Source organism: Fodinibius halophilus (genome assembly GCF_011059105.1).
Lineage (GTDB): Bacteria > Bacteroidota > Rhodothermia > Balneolales > Balneolaceae > Fodinibius > Fodinibius halophilus.
In genome coordinates this window covers 48,460-71,456 of the sequence record NZ_JAALLS010000017.1, presented here as the reverse complement: position 1 = coordinate 71,456, position 22,997 = coordinate 48,460, and the positions used below count along the sequence as shown (strand labels likewise).

18 protein-coding genes are annotated in these 22,997 nt (G+C 45.1%); 7 read left to right on the top strand and 11 right to left on the bottom strand.

Going from position 1 to position 22,997, the window contains the following annotated elements:
• Positions 1 to 5: 5 nt before the first annotated feature.
• The 10 genes from hemL to G3569_RS18970 all read right to left on the bottom strand — a co-directional run bounded on the left by hemL (position 6) and on the right by G3569_RS18970 (position 11,472).
• A complete protein-coding gene (hemL, locus tag G3569_RS12860) occupies positions 6 to 1,301 on the bottom strand; it encodes a glutamate-1-semialdehyde 2,1-aminomutase (RefSeq protein WP_165269777.1) in 1,296 nt (431 codons plus the stop codon).
• Positions 1,302 to 1,375: 74 nt separating this feature from the next.
• The gene (gene hemB, locus G3569_RS12855) at positions 1,376 to 2,371 is read right to left on the bottom strand and encodes a porphobilinogen synthase (RefSeq protein ID WP_165269775.1); all 996 of its coding nucleotides are present in this window, start codon (positions 2,369 to 2,371) and stop codon (positions 1,376 to 1,378) included.
• Between the two features lie 88 nt (positions 2,372 to 2,459).
• On the bottom strand, positions 2,460 to 3,797 hold the full coding sequence (gene hemF, locus G3569_RS12850; protein ID WP_165269773.1) for an oxygen-dependent coproporphyrinogen oxidase: 1,338 nt from the start codon (positions 3,795 to 3,797) through the stop codon (positions 2,460 to 2,462).
• Between the two features lie 61 nt (positions 3,798 to 3,858).
• Complete coding sequence (gene hemE / locus G3569_RS12845) at positions 3,859 to 4,908, bottom strand: uroporphyrinogen decarboxylase (protein ID WP_165269771.1); 1,050 nt, start codon at positions 4,906 to 4,908, stop codon at positions 3,859 to 3,861.
• 94 nt (positions 4,909 to 5,002) lie between these two features.
• Positions 5,003 to 5,725: a uroporphyrinogen-III synthase gene (locus G3569_RS12840; protein WP_165269769.1), complete on the bottom strand. Its 723-nt coding sequence runs from the start codon at positions 5,723 to 5,725 to the stop codon at positions 5,003 to 5,005.
• 74 nt (positions 5,726 to 5,799) lie between these two features.
• Positions 5,800 to 6,729, bottom strand: a complete 930-nt coding sequence (gene hemC, locus G3569_RS12835) for a hydroxymethylbilane synthase (protein WP_165269767.1) — start codon at positions 6,727 to 6,729, stop codon at positions 5,800 to 5,802.
• The gene (gene hemA / locus G3569_RS12830) at positions 6,722 to 7,987 is read right to left on the bottom strand and encodes a glutamyl-tRNA reductase (RefSeq protein ID WP_165269765.1); all 1,266 of its coding nucleotides are present in this window, start codon (positions 7,985 to 7,987) and stop codon (positions 6,722 to 6,724) included. The genes hemC and hemA overlap by 8 nt, the downstream gene beginning before the upstream one ends.
• On the bottom strand, positions 7,988 to 9,109 hold the full coding sequence (gene hemH, locus G3569_RS12825; RefSeq protein WP_165269763.1) for a ferrochelatase: 1,122 nt from the start codon (positions 9,107 to 9,109) through the stop codon (positions 7,988 to 7,990).
• A 161-nt stretch (positions 9,110 to 9,270) separates the two neighbouring features.
• The gene (locus G3569_RS12820) at positions 9,271 to 10,668 is read right to left on the bottom strand and encodes a sensor histidine kinase (RefSeq protein WP_165269761.1); all 1,398 of its coding nucleotides are present in this window, start codon (positions 10,666 to 10,668) and stop codon (positions 9,271 to 9,273) included.
• A 102-nt stretch (positions 10,669 to 10,770) separates the two neighbouring features.
• Positions 10,771 to 11,472 (bottom strand): response regulator transcription factor, encoded by a 702-nt coding sequence (locus G3569_RS18970; protein ID WP_165269759.1) that lies wholly within the window; start codon positions 11,470 to 11,472, stop codon positions 10,771 to 10,773.
• A gap of 176 nt (positions 11,473 to 11,648) precedes the next feature.
• Here G3569_RS18970 and G3569_RS12810 point away from each other — a divergent pair, with 176 nt between their 5' ends.
• A complete protein-coding gene (locus G3569_RS12810) occupies positions 11,649 to 12,443 on the top strand; it encodes an SDR family oxidoreductase (protein WP_165269757.1) in 795 nt (264 codons plus the stop codon).
• 809 nt (positions 12,444 to 13,252) lie between these two features.
• On the opposite strand, the gene G3569_RS12805 is transcribed toward G3569_RS12810, so the two are convergent.
• Positions 13,253 to 14,173, bottom strand: a complete 921-nt coding sequence (locus G3569_RS12805) for a DUF58 domain-containing protein (RefSeq protein ID WP_165269755.1) — start codon at positions 14,171 to 14,173, stop codon at positions 13,253 to 13,255.
• Positions 14,174 to 14,416: 243 nt separating this feature from the next.
• Between G3569_RS12805 and G3569_RS12800 the strand changes: the two genes are divergently transcribed.
• From G3569_RS12800 to carB, 6 genes are all read left to right on the top strand, one after another.
• Positions 14,417 to 15,313 carry a dimethylarginine dimethylaminohydrolase family protein gene (locus G3569_RS12800; protein ID WP_165269753.1) on the top strand — a complete coding sequence of 299 codons (897 nt, stop codon included), beginning with the start codon at positions 14,417 to 14,419 and terminating at the stop codon, positions 15,311 to 15,313.
• Between the two features lie 62 nt (positions 15,314 to 15,375).
• The gene (locus G3569_RS12795; protein ID WP_165269751.1) at positions 15,376 to 17,805 is read left to right on the top strand and encodes a penicillin acylase family protein; all 2,430 of its coding nucleotides are present in this window, start codon (positions 15,376 to 15,378) and stop codon (positions 17,803 to 17,805) included.
• A 6-nt stretch (positions 17,806 to 17,811) separates the two neighbouring features.
• Positions 17,812 to 18,162 carry a hypothetical protein gene (locus tag G3569_RS12790; RefSeq protein WP_165269749.1) on the top strand — a complete coding sequence of 117 codons (351 nt, stop codon included), beginning with the start codon at positions 17,812 to 17,814 and terminating at the stop codon, positions 18,160 to 18,162.
• 119 nt (positions 18,163 to 18,281) lie between these two features.
• On the top strand, positions 18,282 to 18,530 hold the full coding sequence (locus tag G3569_RS18965) for a CPXCG motif-containing cysteine-rich protein (RefSeq protein WP_350356563.1): 249 nt from the start codon (positions 18,282 to 18,284) through the stop codon (positions 18,528 to 18,530).
• A gap of 305 nt (positions 18,531 to 18,835) precedes the next feature.
• Positions 18,836 to 19,954 (top strand): glutamine-hydrolyzing carbamoyl-phosphate synthase small subunit, encoded by a 1,119-nt coding sequence (gene carA, locus G3569_RS12780; RefSeq protein WP_165269745.1) that lies wholly within the window; start codon positions 18,836 to 18,838, stop codon positions 19,952 to 19,954.
• A gap of 85 nt (positions 19,955 to 20,039) precedes the next feature.
• The gene (carB, locus tag G3569_RS12775) at positions 20,040 to 22,877 is read left to right on the top strand and encodes a carbamoyl-phosphate synthase large subunit (protein ID WP_165269743.1); all 2,838 of its coding nucleotides are present in this window, start codon (positions 20,040 to 20,042) and stop codon (positions 22,875 to 22,877) included.
• Positions 22,878 to 22,997: the final 120 nt, after the last annotated feature.

The window sequence follows — 22,997 nt, the reverse complement described above, 5'->3', positions numbered from 1 at the left end:
ATTAATTAAACCTCGGCCAATGCTTTTTGGATCGATTTATCCGCTGCTTCTATCGTTTTATCCAACAACTCCTCGGTCAGTGAATTGGCGAGAAAAAGTGCCTCAAACGGTGAAGGCGGCAGGTATACCCCATTTTCTAGCATAGCATGGAAATATTTCTTAAACAGTTCCTGGTCGGTGGTATTTGCCGTTTCAAAATCCACCACCTCTTCTTCGGTAAAGAAGACACTAATCATCGATCCCACCCGATTAATGGAAACGGGGACATCATGATTTTGAAATACATCTTTTAGTCCTGCAAAGAGATAGGTCGTTTTTTCCTCTAACTCATCATAATGATGGGGATTTGTATGCAGTTCTGAGAGCAGGGCATACCCTGCAGCCATAGCCAGTGGATTCCCCGACAGCGTTCCTGCCTGGTAAACCGGACCAACCGGGGACACAACATCCATAATCTCTTGGCGGCCACCGAAAGCACCGACCGGCAGTCCCGCACCTATTATTTTTCCATAGGTAACAAGGTCTGCATCAACACCATAACGCTGCTGGGCCCCACCCTGAGCAATCCGAAATCCGGTCATTACCTCATCAAAAATGAGTACAACATCGTGGGCATCACAAAGTTCACGCAGGCCATCCAGGAATCCTTTTTTGGGCGGGATGCATCCCATATTTCCGGCCACCGGCTCTACTACCAGCGCTGCCACCTCTCCTTCATTTTCATTCAAAATTTTCTTTACCGAATGGAGGTCATTAAAGTTGGCTGTCAGCGTATCTTTTGCCGTACCCTTCGTTACCCCCGGACTGCTGGGTTGCCCCAGCGTAAGCGCTCCACTGCCGGCGTTTATAAGGAAAGAGTCAGCATGACCATGATAGTTTCCTTCAAACTTTATCACCTTATCTCGACCGGTATATCCGCGAGCCACCCGAATAGCACTCATACATGCTTCGGTACCGGAGTTCACCATCCTGATCTTATCAACGTTTGGAACCATCTTTTTGACAAGCTCGGCAACCTTAATTTCGATCTCAGTAGGTGCGCCAAACGACGTTGACTTGGCTGCCGTTTCCTGTACTGCTTCTATTACAGGCTCATAAGAATGGCCCAAAATCATCGGTCCCCAAGAACCGACATAGTCGATATACTCATTTCCATCAACATCCGTAAGGATTGAACCTTCGGCTTTCTCAAAGAAAACAGGAGAACCACCGACCGAATTAAATGCCCGCGCCGGTGAATTTACGCCCCCCGGAATGGATTTCTGTGCCTGCTCAAATAATTTTTCACTCGTTTCAATCATAGCAATAAATAATAATTTAATAATTACGTAGTAGGGATATCCTACATCAGACTCCTACTCAAATCGTTGAATTACTAACTTTGTTCATTTAACAGTTTCGATGCTGCTTTTGCAAAGTAAGTAGCAATGAGGTCGGCACCGGCTCGCTTAAACCCAACCAGCGTCTCCATCATAACCTCGTCTTCATCAAGCCACCCTTTCTGTGCAGCAGCCTTTAACATAGCATATTCGCCAGATACATTATAAACAGAAACCGGTACCGAGACGTTTTCTTTAACTGCTCTAATAACATCCATATACGGTAAGCCCGGTTTTACCATTACAATATCAGCTCCTTCCTGTTCATCCAGCTGGGCCTCTTTGATAGCTTCCTGTACATTGGCGGGATCCATCTGATAGGTCTTTTTGTCTCCAAAACCGGGAGCGGAATCCAGGGCATCACGGAACGGACCATAGTAACTGGATGCATATTTGGCACTGTAAGCCATAATACCGGTATGTTCGAAACCGGCCTCATCCAATGCTTCGCGCATGGCACCAATGCGTCCGTCCATCATATCCGAGGGGGCGACTATATCGGCACCGGCTTTGGCATGACTTACTGCCATCTTGCTCAGTATCTCGACTGATTTATCATTCAGAATCTCCCCATCTTCAACAACACCATCGTGACCATAGCTGGAGTATGGATCCATTGCGATATCGGTCATCACTAACATATCCGGAAACTGCTCTTTTATCGCGCGAACAGCCCGCTGCATCAATCCTTTAGGATTTAATGCTTCCGTGCCTTTATTATCTTTTTTCTCGTCGGGCACTTTTGCAAAAAGAACCAGTGAACGTATACCTACATCTTTTAACTGTTTCACTTCTTCAAGCAACAGATCAAGGGTATACCGATAATAGTCCGGCATAGAGGGAATTTCTACTTTCTCTCCTTCCCCTTCCATGACAAAAACGGGGGCGATAAGATCTGCCGGTTTAAGGTTATGTTCGGCCACCATTGCTCGCAATGCTGCTGAGTTTCGTAGGCGACGACCGCGAATGTATGGAAATTGTCCGTGTGTCATAAACAACAAATAGTATTAATTACAATATATTTAGCCCGCAGATTAACACAGGTTTTATCCGTGTGTATCTGTGCAGATCCGCGGCTTATTATTCTCCGTATGCTATCCAGTCAATAGGATTTTTAAGTCGTTCTATTAAATAAGCTTCATCACTTCCTTCTTCGATTTCAAAATCATAGTCCCATCGAACGCGTGGCGGCAAACTCATCAAGATCGACTCGGTTCGGCCGTTCGTTTTAAGACCGAATAAGGTACCACGATCGTGAATCAAATTAAACTCTACATAACGACCGCGCCGTACTTCCTGGAAATATCGCTGCTGCTCATCATACGGCTCATCCATCCGGCGTTCTACAATGGGGGCATAGCTTTCAATAAATGCATCTCCGGCCTCCGTTGTAAAGGCATACCAATCTTCGGCTGATCGTTCTTCATTGGGACGCAGATAATCAAAAAACAGCCCCCCGACACCTCTTGCCTCAGAGCGGTGACTGTTATAAAAATATTCGTCGCACTCTTTTTTAAACTCAGGATATAGATCCTTGCCATGTTTATCACAGGCAGCCTTAAGCACCTGATGAAAATGAACGGCATCTTCATCCCACAAATAATACGGCGTTAAGTCGGCGCCACCACCAAACCAGCAGTCGCGAACTTCATTCATATCCTCATCATCATAAAGCTCAAAATAACGGAAATTGGCATGTACCGTGGGTACCATCGGGTTTCGGGGATGAATGACCAATGATAAGCCACCGGCCCAGAACCAACCTTGCTCTACTTCAAATCGCTTTCGGATAAGCTCGGGAAGCTCTCCATGCACGGAAGAAATATTTACGCCCCCTTTCTCAAATACATCTCCATCTTCAATAACTCGGGTATGGCCGCCCCCACCGCCATCGCGTTCCCAGTCATCGTGTCGAAAACGAGCTTTATTATCAATTTGCTCAAATCGGTCACATATCTCATCCTGCAAGTTCCGGATGTAGGCTTCAAACTGACTTTTAATAGAGGCTCGTCCTGAGTCCCCCTTTGAAGGGGGCGCAGGGGGATGATCTTTGATCCACCCTTTAATAGATCGTTCTACATTTTCTAAATCATCCATTATTTCCTCATCAGTAAAACGTAATACTGTAAAGCCTTTATTCTCTAACTCTTTCTGTCGACTTTGATCTTTATACCACTGATCTTTATCATCATGTGTTTTTCCATCAACTTCTATGATTAGCTTTAGTTCCTTGCACATAAAATCAGCGATATAGTTCAATACCGGACGCTGACGTAGAAACGTAAATCCCAGCATTTTACCAGCTCGGAGAGCTTCACTCCAAAGACGAATTTCAGCCTCCGTGGAATTCTTACGTAGCCTTCGAGCTAGCTCCTTTAAATCTTTGTTATAACCGTAATTGTCGTAATCAGTTGACATAAAATTCTCGTTTAGGTCATCCCCCTTAATCCCCCTTCGAAGGGGGACATTTAAATCTGTGTTAATCTGTGGCTGAGTATTCCTTAACTGTATCCACAAAGGCGCGGGCATGATCAACCGGGATATTCGGCAGAATACCGTGTCCAAGATTGGCTATATATTTTTGGGGGCCAAAACGATCGATCATCCGCTTGGTTTGTCGTTGAATATCTTCAATAGGCATCATCAATTGCGATGGATCAAAATTACCCTGTACAACAATATCTCCTCGTGTTTTTTCACGTGCATATTCCGGTGTAATCGTCCAATCAACACCCAGGGCAGCAGCGCTACTTTTGAAGCTCAACCGCTCCAGGGCATACCAACTTCCCTTGGCAAAAAGGATAACAGGCACCTCATCAATAGCATCACAAATTTCCATCAGGTACGGCATGGCCCATTCATTAAAATCTTCGGGACTCAGCAGACCGGCCCATGAATCGAAAAGCTGAACTGCCTGAGCACCCGCATCGATCTGTGCTTGCAAGTAATCAATCGTGGCTTTGGTCAGCTCCTTCATCACGTGGCGCGCCGCATCAGGGTGCTGGTACATAAAGGCCTTGGCTTTGGCAAAATTCTTAGAGCCTTCGCCCTGCACCATATAGCAAAAAAGCGTCCACGGTGCCCCGGCGAAACCAATCAGCGGCACACGGCCGTTGAGTTCTTTCCGAGTCAGGCTTATAGCATCCATCACGTGGTGGAGCTTCTCAGGCACATCTTCGGCCAGTATGGCAAAAGCATCATCAACGCTGCGAATAGGATTATCCATTACCGGCCCCTTACCCTTTACCAGATCCACATCAATTCCCAGGGCCTGGGGTATCGTTAAGATATCGGAAAAAATAATAGCCGCATCCGGTTCCAGCTCGTCAATTGGTTGGATTGTAATTTCACAAGCCAGCTCCGGGGTCTCTACGCGTTCAAAAAATGTATATTTTTTGCGCAACTTCATGTACTGTGGCAGATATCGACCTGCCTGACGCATCATCCAAACCGGTGGACGTTCCACTTCTTCGCCGCGCAGTGCTCGTAAAAAAAGATCATTCTTTAACTCAGGAAAATCATTGCTCATAAATAAAAATATTTACTGGAAATATCGGGAGTTTAATCCCCTTCAATCGTTCTAAGTTCTACTATTTAGCATCTATTTGTTAAATACTTTCTTTTTAATTCTCATCACTAAAAAGATAATTCGAAACCGTCCGCAGAAGTACTTCTGTATCAGGCTGCTTGGCAATTTCTACCAGTTGGTCCGTCTCCTCTTTTAATGCTTTCGCCGTGGTAGGGCCAATAGCAAAAAAAGTGGGCAACTCATCATCAAATCCGGTGCCTTGTTTAAATCCTTCTACTGCACTGGGACTATAAAATAAGATCCCGTTTACAGGCACATGAGGCAGCCCTACCGGATTAATAATCGTTTCATAGACCTCCAGCTCAATAACCTCAATACCATCATCCTTTAAACGGGCTACCATCTCTCCGCGGCTTAAATTACCGTGGAAATAGATCACTGAATTGATTTTCCCCTCTTCAATGATCAGCTCAGCCAGGTGTTTACTGTCTTCAGTTCGTGGTATCTTGGCATCGAGCCCCAGATCCTGAAGTGCCTCCTGGGTTTTAGACCCTACCGCAAAAAGCTGTATTTCCGGACGAACCTGTAAACCCGCATTCATCAGCTCTTCCAACGCTTTAACTCCGTTAGTACTGGTAAAGATCCAATCTGATTTGGGATGTTCGGTAATGACTTTTAGCACCCCATCCCAATAATCCGGGAAGTTGAATTCCAGGGCCGGTTCAACAACCGGTTCCAGACCCAAAATACGGGCATATTCAAGTTGCTGAGCAGATAAAGGACGTGTAACTAAAATATTCTGTTTATTTTGTCGCATGGAACACTGATTTCGCGGATTAAGCTGATTCTCACAGTTCCAGTAACTGTGTAATCTGCGTCATCCGTGTTCAATTATTTTTCTGATTTCTTCATCTCTTCAATAACTTTGATAGCTCCTTCGCTGAGCAAAGCCTGGGCCGCGGAATGGCCCAACTCTCCCGCTTCTCCTACAGAAACGACCTCTTCATAATCATAAGACTCCATACCATCAAGGGTAAGAGCAATAGCTTTAAAATGCACATGGCTATTTTCAATATACGCATAAGCGCCTACCGGGGCACTACAACCGGCTTCCATATCGTGCAAAAAATCACGCTCAATTGTTGTACACAGTGCCGTTTCATCATGATCTAATTGAGAGATAATCTCTTCCATCTCAGAATCCCCTTCACGTATCATCACAGCCATAGCCCCCTGCGCTGCAGCCGACACTATCCAGTCCAGATATTCACTGATATGATGGCCGAGATCGATACGTTCCAGCCCGGCAGCTGCAAAGATAGCGCCGTCCCAGTCGTTCTTTTCTACCTTTTCGAGGCGGGTATTCACGTTGCCGCGAATATTGACAATATTGTGGTTGGGATAGCGGTGCAGCCACTGCGCTCGGCGCCGATTGCTGCTGGTGGCAATCGTTGCTTCATAATCGGGATCATTCAAAAAACCTGTACCATCGGGCGCCACTAGCGAATCGCGCGCATCGGCCCGTTTCATAATCGCTGCTACTTTGAGCGGAAGAGGGTTTTCTGTTGGTAGATCCTTAAAGGAGTGCACCGCAATATCGATCTCATCATTAAGCTGTGCATCATCCAGGGCTTTGGTAAATACGCCTTTGCCCCCCATCTCTGTAAGTGGTGTCGTAAGATCAATATCTCCCTCCGACTTTACAAAAATCAGCTCTGTCTCATAACCGAGATCCTGCAGCTTTTTTGCAACTTGTTTGGCTTGCCATGTTGCCAGTTGGCTATCGCGGGTGCCAATTCGAATAGACGTTTTCTTACTCATTTTCTGTCTCTGTTTCGAGCTTAAACATATCATTAACAACTTTCGTCACCTGCTCCGATTCATGATGATCACGCAGGTGTTCAATAGAGTAAGCTGCAATTTTATTCACAATTCTGCGAGTCAGGTTTTCAACTTTTTCCTTATCCGTATCAGATATTTTATTCTTAAAGAAATCGAACTCATCTTCTCGGATAGAATCAAACTTATTCGTCAAAGCTTTGATAGTAGGGACAATCTTTTGCTTGCTGAGCCAGTTTTTATAGTCTGTCAGTTCATCGTCAATAATCTTTTTTACCAACGGTATATTTTCTTCGCGGCGCCGATAGGCTTCATCAGTAACATCCGTCAAAAAGTCCATATTCGCCAGATCGATAAATTTCAGCTCACCGATTTGAGGATCGATATTTCGTGGAACCGACAGATCCACCATCACCTTAAAACTCGGATTCATCACCGACGGCTTCATATCATCCAGCGTTACCACCGGCTCTTGTGCCCCTGTAGCTACTATCACCAAGTCGGCCTCGGCAATCTCTTCAGGCATATCTTCCATATCCGCTACCTTCAGGTCGAACTTGTCGGCCACGAACTCAGCGCGATCCCGGGTCCGATTTATAAGGGTGAGCTTCTTGGCTCCCAAGTTAATAAGATTTTTACAAGTCACCTTGCCAATCTTTCCGGTACCAATAAGCAGGATATTTTTATTCTTGAGCTTATCAAACGTTTCGATCGCAAATTTTACCGCTGCATAAGCCGTAGTTGCTGCTCCCTCTCCGAGTGAGGTTTCGTTTCGGGACCGTTTATGAGCCCGAAAAACGTGCTGCATCAGTCGATGGAGCTCTCCCCCCACGGCATCAAGATCGCTGGCAAACTCATACCCTTCTTTCACCTGATTAACAACCTGGACATCACCAAGAATTTGGGAGTCGAGTCCTACCGTTACCTGGAACAGGTGTTCAACGGCATGCTGTCCTTCTTTTTCGAAACCGTAATTATGAAATTCTTCAAGCGTACCGTCCGAATAGGTAACCAACAGGCGAATAAGCTCTTGGGCAGTAACATCTTGGGCAAAAATCTCGGTTCTATTACAGGTAGAAACCACAAAAAAGCTTTCTATCCCTTCCCGACGAGCTCCGTCTATAAGATCCTTCTTTCTTGCATCGCTTAAACTAAAACGCTCGCGTACATCAATACTCGCCTCCCAGTGGTTTACACCGACTGCACAAAAATCCGTTATTTTGGGAGCTTCAACTGACATCTATTCGGCAGATACTTTTTGAGATTCCGATTCCAGTTTTTGGGCACTAATCTCGTGATCCAACTTATCCAGTACCTGGCTGGCCAATGCCTCTATATACTTGGGATGATCGTTGATACCCGGCATCACTTTCAGGTTTTCAAACTCATAGCCCTCTTCTTCGAGATCTTCGACCAGTTCAACACCAAGTTCATACAGCGTTTCAATATGGTCAGTAACAAAAGCAATAGGGATCATCAAGAAGTTCTTAATACCATACTCAATATGGCGCTCAACCAGCTCAGCGGTATTAGGTTGGGTCCACTTCTGCGGGCCTACCTTTGACTGATATCCCAGCCAGTAATCGTAATCATATCCCCGCATCTCCATGATTGCTTCCATCGTCTGGTTGATCTCATTGGTATAAGGATCTCCGCTTCGCACCTCTAGTAGTGGAGTACCATGGGCACTAAAGATGAAGTGTGTTTTGTTACGTGTTTCTTCATCCATCTCAGCCAGAGCTTCATCGATGCGATCATTCATCGCAGTCAGATAGTTCTCATCCAGATGGTAGTTCTTCACGTGAAATTCTTTCCAGGGCGTATCATGGCCAAACTTCTCATCACGCTTTGTTTCCCAATCCCGGTAACTGCTGCCGGTTGTAGTCCATGAAAACTGAGGATAAAGCGGAACCATTACCGCGTGTGTGATACCGTCTTCCTGCATGTCTTCCATAGTCGTATCAGCAAAAGGCAGCCAATAGCGCATGCAGGTATATACCTTTACGGTATGATCCGGAATCACCTTACCCAAATGCTTCTCCAAACCACGTCGCTGCTTTTCGGTAAGACTGTTGATGGGAGAACAACAAGTGGATTTGATGCTGTTCTTGCGATTCAGGCAGTGCTTGCTCCCCATGCACCCTTTGGGACAACCATTAATTTCTTCATAATCTTCCTGAACACTTGGCGCACGAAATTTGGATATAATCTTTGCAAAATAGTCTTGGAATTTACCGCCTCCCAGCTTTATGATATCCTCATCGCGAAAAAGATTATACAAAAATGGACGAACGGCATAATCCGCCGTTGGCCCGCCCAAATTCATTAAAACTACACCAATACGTTTTTCTTCCGTCGACATTTTAACTCTTTTTTACTCTGGCACCCAATGCCAATTATCAATTTCTTCAAGCGATATACTAGTCACCTGTTCATCAGGGTAAAGAAACTCAATCTTTATGAAGGGAATTTGAAGAAAAGGACTCATATTTTATTTAGAACGAGTCTATCATACTGGCAGTACTAAGCCTTCTGAAGCTCAAATGAAAATCGTGTACCCTCACCAACTTCACTTTCAACCTTAATATCGGCTCCATGCCCGTCCATAATACTTTTTACTACGGCCAAGCCAAGCCCCGTTCCTCCTTTGTCACGCGATCGTGCCTTATCTGTTCGGTAAAACCGATCAAACAACCTATTCAGATGTTCTTCCGAGATGCCTATACCATCATCTTCTACAACGATATTAACCTTCTCGCTATCAGATTTGTACCGTAGTCGTACGGTTCCCTCGTTGGTATACTTCAGTGCATTTGATATCAGGTTATCGATCACCTGTTCTATCTTAGCCGGATCACCGATAACCGTGCACGAATGTTGATCAAGTTCCAAATCAATACCTTTCACTTCGGCACGCTCATCATAGATCTCCTCCATATGTTCAGCAATAGGTGCCAAGTCAAACTCCTGCTTCTCTATGAAATACTCATCCGAATCATAGCGCTGTAGGTTTTTCAAATTTTTAAAGAGATGAGAAATCCGATCTGTTTGCCTCCTGGCAGATCGAATATACTTCTTCTCCTTTTGAGGATCTAAATCGGGAAGCTGCAACATTTCCAGTGCCCCCGATATGGTATGCAGGGGGTTTCGAATCTCATGGGTGATATCAGCAAAAAACTGGCGCTGCTTTTCAGCAAACTGCTTAATCTGCAGCGTATCAGCCCGCAGCTTTGAAGCCATCTGATTTAATGAATCAGCCAGCGTTCCAAATTCATCACGCCTTTTAATATCGATCTGCCGATCTACATTTCCGTCGGCAATATCCTGGGCAGCATTTTTGATCTGCGTTATCGGCTTCGTCAAATAGCGCGAGATCCAAAGACTTACAATTACCACCAAGCCGATAGAGATAAACATCCCATAATATATTATCCATCGAATGGTTTTAATAGGGGCATATATTTGATCTTTAAGCTGGCTGGCAAGCAAGTATTGTACTGAGCTCCCCGATGCCGGAATAGCGATATAGCTGGTTAAGGTTTCAGATTCTTCATCAGCAGGTAACAGCGGAAGTGCTGCGCGTGCTTCCAGGCTTTTCATGATGCCGGCCGTCAGCTGGCGATCGGGACTAAAAGCAGAGTCATTATTACTATACGAATCCAGTAGCGTACCCGTAGAATCATATACAGCCAGCTGGTAACCCGATGTTTTGGCAGCAGAAGCAAGGCGCTTATCCAAAGTTTCGTTTTCGGCCAAATTTGCCACCGTGATCGACAGCCAGCGCGTATCCTGCTCCATCTCCTCGCGCCCCTCCTCAAGTAAATAATCGCGGATAAAAACAATAGAGTAACTGCTGATAGAAGTGATTCCAAAAATCAGAAGCAAAATAAAAGTCCATGCTAATTTCGAACGTATGCTCATTGAAATACCGGGTTCATCATATTTAAATAGTTACTTTTCATTACAAAACTCTTCAGCAGCTATGAAGAAGAATAAGCCGGAACTGATTTCCGGCAGCCCCATCTATACCTTTACAATCTCACGGTTTAATCCATAACCAATACCACGGTAGGTTTTAATTACTTTTCCTGCATCTCCCATCTTGAGCCTTAAATTCTTTACGTGCACATCTACCGTGCGATCAAACACAAAACGATCTTCTTCAGTGATATGCTCTAAAATCTCCTGGCGGGTGTACACACGCTTGGGATTTTTATAGAACAGCTCAATAAGGGTGTATTCCGTAGAGGTAAGCTCAATCTTCTCATCATCCACATATAATTCTTTGGCATCGGTGTCCAGATAGGTATCACCATATTGCAGCCAGTTAGCTTTTTGGGGATTTTGGCGGCGAAGCAACGATTCGACATGCGCTTTGACCAAATTTAAACTGGCCGGCTTGGGAATATAATCGTCTGCTCCCAGCTCCAGTCCCTCAATCTCATCCTGCTCCTCATCCTTGGCTGTTAGAAAAATAACCGGAATGTCATTTAATACCGGATGCTTTCGGATATGTCGACAAATTTCCTTACCGTCAACATTGGGAACCATAATATCAAGAATAGCCAAATGAATTTCACCGGCATGTTCTTCGATAAGTTCTAGCGCTCTGTTACCTTCGTGCGCTACTAATACTTCATAGTCATTCATCTCAAGGAAATTGGCTAACATCTCAGCCGATTCCTCTTCGTCCTCAACTAATAATATGCTGTGCTTCGGTTTCACAATAATATTTTTTTCTTAGAAGAATGAGATCAAAACAGGAGTTATGAATAAATCGTTGTCCGCAATAAAATATGAAACTTTACACAGTATCTGAACAGAACTTAATAAGCCCTTGTCATGCTGATTTGGATTCAGCATTTTAAACAGAACACATAATTATAGTTGCATACACTAAAATGTCTTTTGAAAACAAAGTAGCATGGATTACCGGGGCCTCATCGGGAATTGGTGAAGCACTGGTTTACGCTCTCCATGAAAAGGGAGCAAAGCTTATTTTATCCTCCCGTCGGCAAAATGTTCTACAAAACGTCAAAGACAACTGCCGGGGCGATACCTCGAATATCCATATTTTACCCATAGACCTTGCCGAAGCCGAGGCTCTTCCCGAGAAAGCCCGCCAAGCCCTCGATACGTTTGGACAAATCGATTATCTCTTTAACAATGGTGGAATCAGCCAGCGTTCAAAGGTCACAGAAACTGACATGGAGGTCACAAGAAAGGTAATGGAGATTAACTTTTTTGGCTCTGTGGCGCTTACCAAAACCGTACTGCCCTCAATGATCGATCGCCAAACAGGTCATATCATTGTTACCAGCAGCGTGATGGGAAAGTTTGGTACCCGTCTGCGCTCCAGCTATGCGGCTTCCAAACATGCCCTGCACGGCTACTTTGACAGCCTGCGCCAAGAAGTGCATAAAGATAACATCCGCGTTTCTCTCGTTTGTCCGGGCTATATCAAAACGGATGTTACCAAGAATGCACTTGAGGGAGATGGCAGCAAGCACAATCAGATGGGTAAAGGACAACAGCACGGCATGTCACCTACAAAGTTTGCCCAAAAGCTGCTTCCTAAAATTGAGGCCGAAAAGGAAGAGATCTATATCGGCGGCAAAGAAATTTGGGGAATCTATCTAAAGAGATTGGTGCCCACCATCTTCAATAAAATTCTTCGCCAAATGGAAGTAACATAGTGATCACAGTGGTCGCCAATATCCACTGTAGTTTTCAAAGAGAAATGGAAGAACTAAGACATGTCGACTTAATATTTGGGGACTTTGCGAAACTAGTCACATCTTGTCATGCTGTCCGCCGGCTGGCGGATCAGCATCTCATATACAGTTATTAGCATTAAAACCGAGATCCTGAACTGAATTCAGGATGACATACCGAGTTTTGCAAAGCTCCCTTTTATATCAATAATCAAAAGTTGGATTCTGGGCGCGATAAGAAAGGGCTATACATTTAGCAGGTTCGGGTGCTTGTTATTTTCTGACCCCATCTTGTTCTTTTGCCTACGAGATGTGAGACTGTGAGTATTGAGTTGGTTCTGACCCCATCTTGTTCTTTTGCCTCCGAGATGTGAGACTGGGAGTATTGAGTTGGTTCGGACCCCATCTTGTTCTTTTGCCTCCGAGATGTGAGACTGGGAGTATTGAGTTGGTTCTGACCCCCTCTTGTTCTTCCCCTACCCGTAGGGGAAGAGACTTTTTAAAAACGTCTTGCGCTTGAATTTTGGCTGAGATTCCCCGAAAAGATATGTGCTTTTGCCCAGCACGGAATGCAGACAGACGTCCCTCTCCCTGCGGCGAGTAGGGAGAGGACAGGTGTGGGTCAACCTACCCATAATGACAAGCTAAGAACTATCACTAAAACACCGAGCTGCCGGCTAGCTAATCTTATTGATGAAACTACACAAAGATATGATAATTCGCTCGAGAGCAAGCCTATGTCCTAACCTGACTTTATCCTGCACTTAAGTGCTTAAACTAAAGCAATGAACTCATCCCAGGCGTTTTCTTTTATTTAGATATGAAAGCAGAGCCAGATCAAATTCACTTTGCGTATCTAGCTGATCGAAATCAATTTGAAATTCACTGCATGCCATCTTAAATCGATGGGTAAGCTCCTCGATTTTCCTTTTATACTCCTCCCTGATCTGTGCCGGTTTTACTTCCATCTGCGCGCCGGTTTCCATATCCTGCATCATTAAACGTCGATCAGAAAAATCGAGCTCTCGCTCACTCTTCTGCTCAAGCACATTAAATAATAGTACTTCATGCTTGCGATGACGTAAGTGCTTCAACGATGAAATAAGCTGGTCATGTTTATCCACATTTTCAAAGAGGTCGGTTAATACTACCACCAGGCTTCGGTGGTTAAGACGCTCAGCAACCTCGTGAATAATCTGGGCTGTTGCGGTCTTACGATGCTCTTCTACCCCCTCCTCTTCTTTCTGGAGCAAATTTTCAAACTCCGAAAACAACATTCGCAGATGCGAATAGGAAGACTTGGCCGGAATAAAATGTTCAATACCATCACTAAAGGTCACCAGCCCGCAAGCATCGCTCTGCCTATTCATCAGGTACATCAACGAGGAGGCAAAATGGATAGCATATCGCAACTTGGACCATGGACTAAAATATTTATAAAACATGGAGCTACTTGTATCCAAAATGACATAGCAGCGCAGATTCGTCTCCTCTTCATATTTCTTAACGAAGAGGCGTTCGGTCTTTGCAAACACCTTCCAATCGATGTGCTTAATCTCATCTCCGGGATTATAGGGCCGATGCTCGGCAAACTCCACGCTAAAGCCGTGGTGTGGACTTTTATGTAGGCCTGAAATAAATCCTTCAACAATTTTACGGGCTCTCAATTCCAGGGGCGCTAATTGCGATAAGAGTTCATGATCTAATAGCATAGTATCCTACAAATATCAGTTGACACTGTTATACCTTCATCTAATGATAGGTAAAAACGAGCAATATTTAAGTTTAATATCTAACCGGACACAGAGTACTATCCCATCAACTGAAAGTGAAAAACAAAATTACCTGTGAGTTTTTAACACCAATAGTTTATTCTTTGCTACAAATGATTATCTTTCATGTCCAAAAAACGAAAGAGATCTAAATTCACTTCAATTGAAATAATTGATTTACCTATGGGCCAAGTCATTACATCCGCTGACCAACTCGATTTTACTACCGGAGATATCTCCGACATGCCATTACCAACGGACGTGCTTATGGTACGCCCCCTGCACTTCTCGGTAGATTATGTCATCAATCCGCATATGGCAGACCAAGTAGGAAAGGTTGACAAAATTGAGGCAAATAACGAATGGGAGCTGGTTCGCTCTCTCTTTAACCAGGTAGGGATGAACGTGCATGTTATTGAAGACCAAGAGGGATTACCCGACATGGTCTTTTGTGCCAACCAGAGTCTCCCTTACATTGATGAAGATGGCAAGCGACATGTTTTTATGAGCATTATGCATGCTGATGAGCGCAAAGATGAGGTTCCTTACATCGAACAGTGGTACCGCCAGCACGGCTACGAAATCTGCTATTTTGATGAAGATAAGATCAGCGATTTTGAAGGATGCGGCGACGCCATCTGGCATACCGGCAAACGTATGTTGTGGGGAGGATACGGTTACCGATCGTCCTTAGAAGCTTACGATACAATATCCGAAAAATTTGACATCCCGGTACTTGCTGTGGAATTGGTCGACGAATCGTTCTACCATCTGGACACCTGCCTTTGTGTGCTGGATGAAAATACCGCCCTTATCTATCCTGAGGCCTTTACCGATGAAGGACTGGCAATGATCGATAAGATGTTTGATACCGTTATACGAGCCTCCAAATATGAAGCTGAAGAACTATTTGCTTGTAATGCTTCTTGCCCGGACGGTCGAAATGTAATTATCCAGCAAGGATGTACGGATGTAAATAAAAACCTTCGGGATAACGGGTTCTCTGTCCACGAGGTAAGCACTTATGAGTTTCTCAAAAGCGGCGGCAGTGTATTCTGCATGAAAATGCTTCTCTGGTAAAGTGGTCACACATATCATGTTATACTGAGCGATCTTAAGCTATAATTCAATAGACATACTATATGAAAAAAGCGGGGCTTAAACTTGGCATCTCCGGTATTGTAACTGCACTTTTCTTTTGGCTTCTTTCAGTACCACTGGGCCCCGCCCCTCCGCTTGGTAAATTCTGGAATCCACAAACGGGGTTCTGGGCCAATACCCAAAACGTTAAGCGTACTGACCATAAAATTTCGGTTGCCAGCGAAGCTCTTTCCGATTCCGTGACCGTTTTTTTTGACCAGCACCAGATCCCCCATATCTTCGCCTCCAACAATCATGATCTCTATTTTACCCAAGGATATATAACAGCCCGGGATCGATTGTGGCAAATGGAGCTCCAGACTCACGCTGCAGCCGGTCGCTTGTCTGAAATTTTGGGGTCCCGAACCCTGCAGTACGACCGCTACCAACGACATATCGGTATGAACTATGCCGCCGAACAGGCACTTGAAAAATTAATGGCTCACCCCAAAACAGCTGAGGCTGTTGAAGCCTATGCGGCGGGAGTTAATGCCTGGATTGATCAGCTTGACCCCAGCGAATATCCCCTGGAGTACAAATTTTTGGACTACCGTCCCGAAACATGGACACCCCTTAAAACGGCGTTATTACTCAAAAACATGACCTACACGCTGGCCGGCAGCAATTCAGATCTGCGCATGAGTAATACACGCGCTTTTTTCGGAGATTCCTTTATCAAAAAAGTATTGGATATTAGCCCTCCCTTGAACGACCCTATCATACCGGAAAGCAAGGATTGGAATTTTGAATCCCAAGCCCCCGAAAAGCCCCAACATTCATTCACTCCCGCTATTGTTGATACGGTAGCTCCTTTTCAGCCGGATCCCAATAACGGCAGCAATAACTGGGCTGTAAGCGGATCCAAAACGGCCAATGGCTACCCGATTTTAGCTAATGATCCTCATCTTAATATGACTCTGCCATCTATCTGGTATAGCCTGCAACTTCACGGACCGGACCAAAATGTCATGGGTGTTTCTTTACCGGGCGCTCCGGCAGTCATCATCGGTTATAACGAAAACATTGCCTGGGGAACTACCAATGTTGGGGCCGATGTATGGGACTGGTACGAAATTACTTTTCGCGACTCCACCTTTTCACATTATAACTATGACGGCGAATGGCATCCTACAACAAAACGGGTTGAAAAAATTAAGGTAAAAGGCGAATCAACAGTCACAGACACTGTTGTTTATACCCATCACGGGCCGGTGGTGCAGACCTCAGGGGATGAACCAATGCGCTCCAATATCCCAAAATACCATGCGATGCAGTGGATTGCCCATGAGAAATCCAATGAGCTTCGCTACTTCCTGGATATCAATAAAGCCGATAACTATGATGATTATCGACAAGCTTTGCAACATTATGAAAGTCCGGCCCAAAACTGGGTATTTGCGGATAGCTCCAATATTGCTCTTACGGTAACAGGAAAATATCCACTTAAGTGGGATGAGCAGGGACGTTTTATTGGGGATGGCTCGAATCCCAGCTACGACTGGCAGGGCTGGATTCCATTCGATCAGATTCCTCACGTCAAAAATCCCGATCGCGGCTTTGTAAGCTCAGCTAATCAAGATCCGGCCGGTGATTCTTACCCCTATTATTTGGATGATGATTTCGCCCCCTATGAACGCGGGCGACGAATTAATGAGCAGCTGGCCTCTATGGAAGATATTACCCCAAAAGAGATGCAGAAGCTGCAAATGGATCTGTTTAGTTATCACGCTAAAAGCATACTACCTACGCTGCTACAACATGTAAAAACTGATACCCTCTCGAATATCCACAAAAAGGCCGTAACGGAACTAACAGAGTGGAAGTACGAGAATAAGGGCGAACTTATAGCGCCCTCTCTTTTTAACGCTTGGTGGGATGAGCTTTATGAGGCAATATGGAGTGATGAATATCAACAGACAGATATCCCCATGGAATGGCCCAGTCGGGATCAAGTAGTTACATTTCTGCATAATAACTCATCCAGCAAATGGTACGACAATATCAATACCCCGGAAAAAGAAACGCTCAAACAACTGATCAACCGGTCATTCAACCAAGCGATATTATCACTTCAGAATAAACACGGTGATTGGGGAGACAGCTGGAAATGGGGCTATATTAATGATACCGACATACGTCATGTGGGTCGACTACCCGGACTGGGCCGCGAGAATGTATTCACGGGGGGAGGTGGAGAATCAGTGAATGCAATACGCGGCAGCCACGGCCCTTCTTGGCGCATGGTAGTACAACTAGGCCCTGAAATAAAAGGATGGGGCATCTATCCCGGCGGTCAATCCGGCAATCCCGGCTCAAAATATTACGACAATATGATTGATGAATGGAGAGATGGGGAACTGTTTCCACTTTGGTTTATGCGGCAACCTCCTACCGCTACTGACTCTCTGCATTATACCATCACCTTAAATTAACTGTCTATGCTTTTAGCTTTATTCATCGCTCTTACCGCTTGGTTGTTAAGTCTTGTTTTCCCTTGGTGGTCGCTGGCCATATCCGGGTTAGTGCTGGGAGCTATACTCGGCAAGTCGGGCAAACATTCTTTTGGATATGGATTCTTGGGGATTGGCGGCTTGTGGCTGATACAATCGATGATTTCTCACATAAATAATAATGGCATACTCACAGAACGCGTTGCCAATATTTTTAGCTTACCCTATCCATGGCTGGCCATCGTTATGACAGTTGCCATCGGAGGACTGGCCGGCGCTCTTTCTTCCCTAACCGGCTACTACTGTGCAGACGTATTCTTGGACAACACAGACAAATAAACCTGTTGCACTCGAAATATAGACATTCGTCTTGCCAACAAGTTTAATAGCATGCCATATATCTGAGAACGGGGACTTTTTCGGATCAACTTTTGTTGTGTCATGTTACAAAAAGTTTGATGCACAAAATCTCCGAACACCAATACTTAAATCAGCACAGAATTATGGAACAAACTGGAGAATCTCAAGACACAACATTTCGATGTGCCTATTGTGGAGAAGTGAATCATACTATTGTAGACCCTTCTCAAGGCAAGACCCAAAAATATATTGAAGACTGCCACGTATGCTGCAAACCCAATAATTTAGCCGTTTCTTATGACAAGTGGAACAAAGATTACATTATTCAGAGCCATCAAACTCAGTAAATATAAATGAACTTAAAATATCGTTGAAAAGAGATTTTTGGATTCGTATCTTTGTACAGTTTTGCGCTGGAAATGGGCCAGCACGCACAAAAAATGATGCACACCAAATTAAATTCATTTGATCTTTACCGAAGCATCTGCACATATACACGGCAGAAAACACTGCCTTAAAAAATTTGAACACATATCTGGCTGGCACCAGATACCGCGCATTCCATTCCTTTTTTTTAAGTCCGGCTTCGTATTCGTTGTCGGATTTTTTTTATATCTAAATTTTAACCTCACAAAACACCACCCCTCTCGATATGTCTCAGTATCCCAGAGATAAAGCTATCATTGCCCTATCTGACGGAACCGTAGAACACGGTTTTGCGATAGGCAAAAAAGGTACCACCGGCGGCGAACTTTGCTTTAATACCAGCATGGTCGGTTACCAAGAAATTTTCACTGACCCCAGTTATTACGGGCAACTCATGATGATGACCTATCCCCACATTGGGAATTACGGCACCATGAGTCGCGACGATGAAGCCCGAAAAGTGATGATCTCAGGACTCATTGTGCGATCTTTCTCCTGGGAACACAGTAATCCACAGGCCGACGGCAACCTGCAAGAATATCTAGAGCGTAACGAAGTAGTCGGAATCAGTGGTATTGACACCCGTAAACTGGTCCGCCATATCCGTTCCAAAGGTGTAATGAACGCAGTTATCTCATCCACCGAACTCGACGAAGACAAACTCGTTGAAAAAGCACAAAACTGGGATGACATGGTAGGTCTCGAACTTGCCACCCAGGTAACACGTGAGGAACCGGGCACTGCCCACAGTGACGGTCCGTTCAAAGTCGCTGTCTTCGACTACGGTATTAAACAGAGTATTATCGACAACTTTGTAGAACGGGGCTGTACGCTGCGAATCTTCCCTGCCAAAGGAGACTACATAGACGAACTCAAACAATGGAATCCCGATGGGTTCTTCTTCAGTAATGGCCCCGGCGATCCCGATGCTACCAGTGAGTATGCTCTTGAGGTAGTGAACTACGCTAAAAGCACCGGTAAGCCACTATTTGGCATCTGCCTGGGACACCAACTGATGGCTCTCTCCGAAGGTATTGCTACAAAGAAGATGTTTGTAGGACACCGCGGCGCCAATCACCCGGTTAAAAACAAAGAGACCGGCTTGGTTGAAATCACCACACAAAATCATGGTTTCGCTGTAGATGAAGATGACCTTGACGAAGAGAAGGTAGAGGTTACCCACATAAATCTGAACGATGATACTATAGAAGGACTACGATTTAAAAACTTCCCGGGCATGTCGGTACAGTACCACCCAGAAGCATCTCCCGGCCCCCATGATTCGCGTTATCTCTTTGATCAGTTCATTGACATGATTAAAGAAGGGAAGCAAGAACCAGCCTAGTAACGGCAGCAGGGATGGATACAACACCATCTCACCAATAAATAAGATCTAAAGAATTTCAAATATAAAAACAGCTTAACATAGAATGCCACGACGCGACGACATAGAAAAAATTCTTATCATTGGTTCCGGACCTATTATAATCGGACAAGCTTGTGAATTTGACTATTCCGGATCACAGGCCTGCAAATCTCTTATGGATGATGGGTACGAAGTTATCCTCATCAACTCCAATCCTGCCACCATTATGACCGATCCTATGATGGCGGATGAGATCTACCTGAAACCCCTCACTATTGAATCCATTAAGGAAATTGTTGAAAAAGAAGAGCCTGATGCTGTGCTTCCTACAATGGGAGGGCAAACAGGACTTAACTTAACCCGGGACCTCCAACACGAAAACTACTGGAGCGAACGCGACATCAAAATTATCGGGGTTGATATTGATGCCGTTGATATCACCGAAGATCGCCAGGAGTTTCGCGACCTGATGGAAGAGATCGACATTCCCCAATGTCGCAGCCGTGCAGCTGAATCTTTACTGGAAGCAAAAGAAATTACAGAAGAATTAGGTGGACTACCGATCGTTATTCGTCCATCCTTTACCATGGGCGGCGCCGGAGGTGGCATCGTTTGGTCCGAAGATGAGTTTGAACGAAAAGTTATGCGCGGCCTGGAAATGAGCCCCGTGCACAGGGTACTTATTGAAGAGTCCATTTTTGGATGGAAAGAGTACGAACTTGAACTGCTTCGCGACCCCAATGACAATGTCGTTATTATCTGTACGGTCGAAAATGTTGACCCCATGGGTGTGCATACCGGCGACTCTGTAACCGTAGCCCCATCACAGACCTTGACCGACAAGCAGTTCCAGATGCTCCGGGATGCCGCAATAAAGATGATGCGCTCGATCGGTACCTTTGCCGGCGGATGTAACGTACAGTTTGCCGTTGAACCGGGCAGCGATCGTTTTGTGGCTATCGAAATTAACCCGCGGGTAAGTCGCTCCTCGGCCTTGGCTTCAAAAGCTACAGGATACCCTATTGCAAAAATTGCTACCAAGCTGGCTGTAGGATATAACCTTGACGAGCTCGACAATCCCATTACCGGGAACACATCGGCCTGCTTCGAGCCCTCCATCGATTATGTGATTGTAAAGGCCCCACGCTTCAATTTCGAGAAGTTCCCCAATGTAGACGAAGAGCTTACTACCCAGATGAAAGCGGTAGGTGAAGTGATGTCTATCGGGCGAAACTTCCCCGAAGCACTGAACAAAGCGTACCAATCGTTAGAGATTGGTCGCGCCGGGCTTGGAGCCGACGGCTACAACGAACTGAATCGCAAAGAGGTTCGTGACCGGCTTAAGAAGCCATATTGGGATCGCATGCTGAATATCCGAAACGCCTTTAAGCTGGGCGCATCGGTAGAAGAAATTGCTGACATTACCAAAGTAGACCCCTGGTTCTTGCAACAGATCCGCTATATGGTATCCCTTGAAAATCGTACCGAGGGACAAACGCTTGACACCATCACCAAAGAAGATCTCTTCGAGCTTAAGCAGGCCGGTTTTGGCGACGAACAGATTGCATGGCTGCTGAGCCAAAGTGATGGCAAGGTTACTGAGAATGAAGTGCGGGCAAAACGTAAAGAGTTTGACCTGAAGCCTTCTTTCAAGGTAGTAGATACCTGCGCAGCTGAATTCCCTGCCGAAACACCTTATTTCTACTCCGCCTATGATGGAGAAAATGAGAGCGAAGTTACTGATAAGAAGAAAGTTATGATTCTGGGCAGCGGTCCAAACCGCATTGGCCAGGGCATTGAATTTGATTACTCTTGTGTCCATGCAGTAAAAGCCGCCCAGGAGATGGGCTATGAGGCCATCATGGTAAACTGTAATCCCGAAACGGTATCCACGGATTTTGATACGGCCGACAAGCTCTATTTTGAGCCGGTATTCTGGGAGCGTGTGATGGATATCTACGAGCACGAACAACCGGAGGGCGTAATTCTGCAGGTTGGCGGGCAAACCGCACTTAAACTTGGTAAACGTTTTGTTGAAGAAGGAATAAAGATTTTTGGCACTGATTTCGAGATGATCAACTTTGCTGAAGATCGCGGTTCCTTCTCAGAGTTCCTCAAAAAGCTCGATATCCCCTTCCCTTCATATGGAACAGCAGAAGATGTAGAGGGGGCTCTTAAGATTGCCGACCGTATCGGCTATCCCGTGCTTATCCGTCCAAGTTATGTACTGGGTGGACAGGGAATGCGGATTGCCGTAAAAGAAGAAGAGCTGGAATTCTATACCGAGCGTGTACTCGATACCCATCCCGAAAATGCATTCCTCATTGACAAATTCCTGGAAGATGCTGTTGAGGTAGATGTTGACGCGGTATACGATGGCGACCAACTCCATATTGCGGGCATCATGCAGCACATTGAACCGGCCGGTGTTCACTCCGGAGACTCTACCGCAGTAATCCCAACCTATTCTCTCAGCGATACAGCTATAGAGAAGATTAAGGAATACCACGAAAGAATTGCTGACAACATGGGTATTCAGGGCTTCCTGAATGTACAATATGGGGTGAAAGGCGATAACGTCTACGTACTAGAGGCGAACCCCCGTTCAACACGAACCATCCCGTTCCTTGCAAAAGCGACAGGACGTCCGGAAGCAAAAATTGCGGTAAAAGTAATGATGGGTGCTAAACTCAAAGACTTTGATGAAAAAGACCTGACATCAACCCTCAAAAACTGGGCTATCAAAGAACCGGTATTCCCGTTCGACAAATTCCCGGAAGTAAAAAAAGAGTTAGGTCCCGAAATGAAATCTACCGGAGAAAGCATTTACTTCATGGAAGATTTCGATGACGAACACTTTAAAAAGCCGTTCGAATTTAAAAACCTATACCTCAGCAAATAACTTTTTAATAACTTTATATACTGATACCATCACTGAAAGAGTGATGGTATCAGTATTTTCATGCGATTTTTTATAGTTAGCTAGAACACTGAATTATTGGCAATGACAAACGTTCTACAG

Bases quoted from the DNA above. Each gene is read 5' to 3' on its own strand.
- hemL (WP_165269777.1), bottom strand. From the start codon at position 1,301: ATGATTGAAACGAGTGAAAAATTATTTGAGCAGGCACAGAAATCCATT.
- G3569_RS12820 (WP_165269761.1), bottom strand. From the start codon at position 10,668: ATGAGCATACGTTCGAAATTAGCATGGACTTTTATTTTGCTTCTGATT.
- carA (WP_165269745.1), top strand. From the start codon at position 18,836: ATGTCTCAGTATCCCAGAGATAAAGCTATCATTGCCCTATCTGACGGA.
- hemF (WP_165269773.1), bottom strand. From the start codon at position 3,797: ATGTCAACTGATTACGACAATTACGGTTATAACAAAGATTTAAAGGAG.
- hemA (WP_165269765.1), bottom strand. From the start codon at position 7,987: ATGTCAGTTGAAGCTCCCAAAATAACGGATTTTTGTGCAGTCGGTGTA.
- hemE (WP_165269771.1), bottom strand. From the start codon at position 4,908: ATGAGCAATGATTTTCCTGAGTTAAAGAATGATCTTTTTTTACGAGCA.
- hemB (WP_165269775.1), bottom strand. From the start codon at position 2,371: ATGACACACGGACAATTTCCATACATTCGCGGTCGTCGCCTACGAAAC.
- G3569_RS12810 (WP_165269757.1), top strand. From the start codon at position 11,649: ATGTCTTTTGAAAACAAAGTAGCATGGATTACCGGGGCCTCATCGGGA.
- G3569_RS12800 (WP_165269753.1), top strand. From the start codon at position 14,417: ATGGGCCAAGTCATTACATCCGCTGACCAACTCGATTTTACTACCGGA.
- G3569_RS12805 (WP_165269755.1), bottom strand. From the start codon at position 14,173: ATGCTATTAGATCATGAACTCTTATCGCAATTAGCGCCCCTGGAATTG.
- hemH (WP_165269763.1), bottom strand. From the start codon at position 9,109: ATGTCGACGGAAGAAAAACGTATTGGTGTAGTTTTAATGAATTTGGGC.
- G3569_RS12790 (WP_165269749.1), top strand. From the start codon at position 17,812: ATGCTTTTAGCTTTATTCATCGCTCTTACCGCTTGGTTGTTAAGTCTT.
- G3569_RS12795 (WP_165269751.1), top strand. From the start codon at position 15,376: ATGAAAAAAGCGGGGCTTAAACTTGGCATCTCCGGTATTGTAACTGCA.
- carB (WP_165269743.1), top strand. From the start codon at position 20,040: ATGCCACGACGCGACGACATAGAAAAAATTCTTATCATTGGTTCCGGA.
- G3569_RS12840 (WP_165269769.1), bottom strand. From the start codon at position 5,725: ATGCGACAAAATAAACAGAATATTTTAGTTACACGTCCTTTATCTGCT.
- hemC (WP_165269767.1), bottom strand. From the start codon at position 6,729: ATGAGTAAGAAAACGTCTATTCGAATTGGCACCCGCGATAGCCAACTG.
- G3569_RS18965 (WP_350356563.1), top strand. From the start codon at position 18,282: ATGCACAAAATCTCCGAACACCAATACTTAAATCAGCACAGAATTATG.